The sequence below is a fragment of the Caldicoprobacter sp. genome, assembly GCF_047459465.1.
Taxonomy (GTDB): domain Bacteria; phylum Bacillota; class Clostridia; order Caldicoprobacterales; family Caldicoprobacteraceae; genus Caldicoprobacter.
The window spans coordinates 1-5,534 of the sequence record NZ_VSCO01000119.1 but is presented as its reverse complement, the minus strand read 5'-3'; the positions used below and the strand labels follow the sequence as shown (position 1 = coordinate 5,534).

Genomic DNA, 5,534 nt, shown 5'->3' with positions numbered 1-5,534 from the left:
ATTTGTCCTATTTGTGTGAAATGCTGAGCCAGCTGCTTGAGAGCAGCGTACTGCTGCTGGATGAGGAGGGTCGTGTTATAGGCTGTGCACCTGTGCAGTCAGGTGGCAACGCTGACCAGAAAGCATATGTTCCGGCTGATTACAATAACAACTTGCTGTGGATCGGCACCACCATGGCAAATGTTGTGGAGGATACCCCAGAAGGGAAGCAAAACCTCACCTTTGTTCCGATATACTGCAGGGGCAAGAGGTTGGGGACTCTCATTTTTCGGCGTTCTGGGCTCAAAGAATTTGTAGATGATGACCTGGTGCTGGCCGAGTACGGCGCCACCGTGGTTGGGCTTGAGATAATGCGCTTGAAGATGGAACATATGGCGGAGGAGATGCGAAAGAGGTCGATGGCCGAAATGGCTATAGGCACCCTTTCCTATTCCGAGCGGGAAGCTGTCAAGCAGGTATTCAGCGAGCTGGATGGTATAGAGGGCCTGCTGGTGACCAGCAGAATAGCCGACCGGGCGGGAATCACTCGCTCGGTCATAGTAAATGCGTTGAGGAAGCTGGAAAGCGCCGGAATAATTGAATCCCGGTCGCTGGGAATGAAGGGCACTTATATCAAGGTGCTCAATGAGAAATTTTTGTCGCAGCTGCAAAAGATATAAATAACTTTGGGAGAGAAGTGAATTTAATGTCTAACGATAGCATGGATAGGATCAAAGAGATTCTCCAAGAAAAGGGATATAAATTGACTCCGCAACGCAGGGCTACCCTTGAGGTGATCATGAACAACAAGGGTAAGCACATGAGCACAGAGGAGATTTACTTCCGTGTCAAAAAGATATGCCCTGAAATCGGTCTGGCTACGGTATACCGCACCATGCTCCTGTTCGAGGAACTGGGAATCCTTTATAAGCACAACTTCGATGACGGCAAGAATCGCTATGAGCTGAGCACCATGAATGAGGATCACCATCATCATCACCTGCTGTGTTTAAGCTGTGGCCAGGTGATAGAGGTAGAGGAGGACCTGTTAGATGCCCTAGAGGAGAAAATCGAAGAAAAGCACAAGTTTAAGATTGTAAATCACAACGTGAAATTTTTTGGCTATTGTTCCAGATGCAGGCAGGATAGGGGCTCCGTTTAAATGGAGCCTTTTTCATTTTTGGATTGCAGCTGGAGCCGGCCATATGCTGCAAAAGCCATTTTCTGGCTTAATAGTTTGAATAAGTCACTTAATTAATACATATACTAAAATTACGCTTTGCACAACACAGCTTGACAATATCTAGAAAGGATGATACGGTGAAAGGGATTATTATGGCTGGAGGCTCCGGCTCTCGCCTGCGACCTCTCACCTGTGATTTGCCCAAACCGATGGTGCCAGTGATGACCAGGCCCGTTATGACTTACAGCATAGAGCTTTTAAAAAAGTACGGCATTAAAGATATAGGTATAACACTTCAATATCTTCCCCAAGTGATAGAGGATTACTTTCAAGATGGCTCTGCATTTGGAGTCAAGCTCCATTACTTTGTGGAAGAAACCCCGCTGGGTACGGCGGGCAGCGTAAAGAATGCAGAAAAATTCTTGGATGAAACCTTTATCGTGGTCAGCGGGGATGCCCTGACCGATATCAACATAAACAAGGCAGTGAAATTTCATAAGGAGAAAAAGGCCCTAGCCACTCTTGTACTTAAAAAGGTGCAGGTGCCTTTGGAATACGGCGTGGTGATTACCGATGAGGATGGGGCTGTCACCCGCTTTCTGGAGAAGCCCAACTGGAGTGAGGTCTTCAGCGATACCGTAAATACCGGGATATACATTTTAGAGCCCGAGGTGCTTACCTATTTCAAGGCGGGGCAAAAGTTTGACTTCAGCCAGGACCTGTTCCCCTTGCTCCTTGAAAAGGGCAAGCCCATGTACGGCTATATAACCGATGAATACTGGTGCGATATAGGGAACCTTCAAACTTACCTTCAAGCCCATTACGATATGCTGTCGGGCAAGGTTAAATTCCCTATGCCTGGCTATAAAATAGGCGAAAACATATGGGTAGGGGAAAACGTAGATATACACCCTGAGGCCAGGCTGGAGGGCCCCTGCTATATCGGGGACTACACCCGTATCAGAGAAGGGGCTTACATCGGTCCTTACACCGTGATCGGGCGTTACAACGATATAGGGCCCCACACCAGCATAAAGAAGAGCGTGCTGTGGGATTATGATATTTTAAGCAGATGCGTTGAAATACGCGGGGCTGCCGTGTGCAACAAAGTGGACATAAGGGAAAGGGTATCGATATACGAAGGAGCGGTAATTGGCAATGGTTGTACTTTAAAACCCAGGGTTAGCGTCAGGCCCGACGTAAAGATATGGCCCGAGAAGGTAATCGAGCACGGCACTATGGTACAGTGCAATGTTATATGGGGTACGAGAATGTGCAGGACTTTATTCGGCAAAAACGGCATAACGGGAAAGCTCAACGTGGATCTAGACCCGCGGTTTGCAGTGCGGCTGGGCGCGGCTCTGGGAGCCGAACTTAAACCAAACAAGCGCGTGGCGGTAAGCTGTGATGATAATTCCGGCAGCACCATGCTGAAGTATGGCATCATATCCGGTCTATTGTCCTCGGGAGTAGAGGTGCTGGATTTAGGGATACTCACCACCCCCATCTTGCGGTATATGGTACCCTATTTGGGATTGGCTGGAGGGGTGCACATCTTTGAAGACAGTAGGGTGGATGGCAATGTAGGCATCCACTTTATCGACAGGGACGGGGGCAACTTTTCGCCAGCCTTTGAACGCCAGATCGAAAACGCGTTTGTGAGGGAGGATTTCCAGAGGATTACAGCCGATAGGGTACCCAAAGTGCAGAGTTTCTTCAATATTCCACTGTTTTATACCAAAGCTCTTGAAAAGGCGGTGGATATGGATGCCATAAGGAATGGCGGCTTTAAGGTGCTGCTTTCTACTCCCAGCAGGCTGGTGGCATCAATTGTTGAGACCATATTCAATGATGCTGGTTGTGAGCTTACTATGGCCAAGGATAATATACCCCTTGAGCTTGAAAAGGCCGCGAGGGGACAATATAGCCTGGCATGCTATGTGGACAGCAACGGCGAAGAGATTGAACTGTATGATGAAAAGGGCAAAAAGGTTTCCCGAGAGGTATGCGATGTGCTAAGAGGTATTTTGTGCTTAAGTGCCAACGAAAAAAAGGAAGTGGTAGTGCCATATACAGCGCCTACCGTCATTGAGACCATGGCACGATCGATGCAAGGCAAGGTCATACGGACCAAGACAAGCCGGTATGCGCTGATGAACGAGGTGATAAAGCGGGAAGGGAACGGCAGCGGAACCTTTTTGCTGTATTCCGATGCCATTGCCTTATTGCTCAAGCTCCTGGAGGTTCTGGCAAAAGAGCGCAAGACATTATCGGAGCTTATCGGCACCATACCGAGATTTTATGTAAAGGAAAAGGTGATAGAGTGTCCGTGGGAGGAGAAGGGCAAGGTGATGCGCTGGCTCATACAGGAAGAGACAAAAGGCAATAAAGTGGTTGAACTATTTGAAGGCGTAAAGGTGCAGCACCAGAACGGTTGGGCTCTGGTGCTACCAGATTCGGAGGAAGCGGTGTGTAGGGTCTATAGCGAAGGGGTATCAGAGGAATATGCTGAAGAACTGACCAAGTTTTATGAGGATAAGATTAACTGGGCCAAGAAGCGGTGACGCTAACATGAGCCTGATAGAGATGAGCCTGATAGAGAGGAAGTCGACTTTTTGGAAAGTTGGCTTCCTCTTTTTAAGTTGCACGTCCAATGTAAATACTGTATAATTGAAACTATAAATAGCAATGTTCGGGAAAAATATAAAGATTGAAGGAGGATAAGGGGTATTTGTGGCTTTAAAGAACGTACTTAGAATTATACCACTGGGTGGGGTAAACGAGATCGGGAAAAATATGACAGTTTTTGAGTACGGTAATGATATCATAGTAGTTGATTGTGGGGTCAGCTTTCCTGAAGATGATATGTTGGGCGTCGATCTCGTCATACCCGATATATCCTATTTACTCAAAAATAAGGACAAGGTAAGGGGATTTATTCTCACCCATGGACATGAGGACCACATTGGCGCATTGCCCTATGTGCTACGAGAGCTAAACGTCCCTGTTTATGGTACCCGCTTAACCTTAGGGCTGGTAGACATTAAGTTGAAGGAACACGGCATCAATAAGGCGATTTTTCAGACGATAAAGGCCAATGACATCTTAAAGCTGGGTGCTTTCACCGTTGAGTTTATCAAAACCAGCCACAGCATAGCCGATTCGGTAGCCCTAGCCATACATACTCCGGTAGGGGTGGTAGTACATACCAGCGATTTTAAGATAGACTACACTCCTATAGATGGACAAGTCATAGATTTGGCCAAGTTTGCCTTGCTTGGCAAAAAGGGCGTACTTGCTCTCCTGGCTGACAGCACAAATGTGGAAAGGCCAGGTTATACCATGTCTGAAAAGACGGTGGGTCAAACCTTTGAATCAATCTTTGCCGATGCGCCGGGCAGGATCATAGTGGCTACTTTTGCCTCTAACATACATAGGATTCAGCAGATCATCAACGCGGCTGTCAAATTCGGGCGGAAGGTATGCATATCGGGCCGTAGCATGGTCAACGTGGTAGCCGTTGCCATGGAGTTGGGCTACCTCAATATACCCAAAAAGACGCTCATAGATGTGGATAAGGTTGACAGCTATCCAAACGATAAGGTGGTGATAATCACCACCGGTACCCAGGGTGAGCCCATGTCGGCCTTGACGCGTATGGCCGCTGCTGAGCATAAAAAGCTGGAGATCATACCTGGAGACCTGGTCATAATATCGGCAACGCCTATACCCGGCAATGAAAAGCTGGTGTATAAGGTGATAAACCAGCTTTTCCAAAGGGGGGCCCATGTCATCTACGAGTCTCTGGCGGATGTCCACGTTTCGGGTCATGCCTGCCAGGAGGAGCTTAAGCTGATACATACTCTGGTAAAGCCCAAGTTCTTCATACCGGTGCATGGCGAATTCCGCCATTTAAAGCAGCATGCCCTGCTGGCTGAGTCCCTTGGTATGCCTCGAGAGAACATATTCCTGGTGGATATAGGTACTGTGCTTGAGCTTACCCACAACTCCTGCAAGGTAGCTGGAACGGTCACCGCAGGAAGGGTATTGGTGGATGGCCTGGGAGTTGGAGATGTAGGTAATATCGTGTTGCGCGACAGGAAGCACTTGTCGCAGGATGGCCTTATCGTTGTAGTGGTCACCATCTCAAGGGAGACAGGTGGCGTCATTGCCGGGCCTGATATCATATCTAGAGGCTTTGTCTATGTGAGGGAATCTGAGGAGCTCATAGAGCAGGCACGGCAGGTGGTAAAAGAAACGCTGGATAGATGCGAGCAGCAGAACATTACCGATTGGGCTACTTTGAAGACCAATATAAAGGATGAGCTGAGGGATTTTCTCTATGAGAAAACCAAGAGAAATCCCATGATAC

General features: G+C 47.9%; 4 protein-coding genes. All 4 read left to right on the top strand.

All coding sequences use genetic code 11. From position 1 onward, the window contains the following. A partial coding sequence (gene codY / locus FWJ59_RS07560; protein WP_414481343.1) for a GTP-sensing pleiotropic transcriptional regulator CodY occupies positions 1-659 on the top strand: 659 nt, incomplete at its 5' end. Between the two features lie 26 nt (positions 660-685). Beyond that, positions 686-1,141, top strand: a complete 456-nt coding sequence (locus FWJ59_RS07555; RefSeq protein ID WP_414481342.1) for a Fur family transcriptional regulator — start codon at positions 686-688, stop codon at positions 1,139-1,141. 158 nt (positions 1,142-1,299) lie between these two features. After that, on the top strand, positions 1,300-3,726 hold the full coding sequence (locus tag FWJ59_RS07550; RefSeq protein ID WP_414481341.1) for a sugar phosphate nucleotidyltransferase: 2,427 nt from the start codon (positions 1,300-1,302) through the stop codon (positions 3,724-3,726). A 169-nt stretch (positions 3,727-3,895) separates the two neighbouring features. Continuing rightward, the coding region (locus FWJ59_RS07545; protein ID WP_414481340.1) for a ribonuclease J at positions 3,896-5,534 on the top strand (1,639 nt) is incomplete at its 3' end.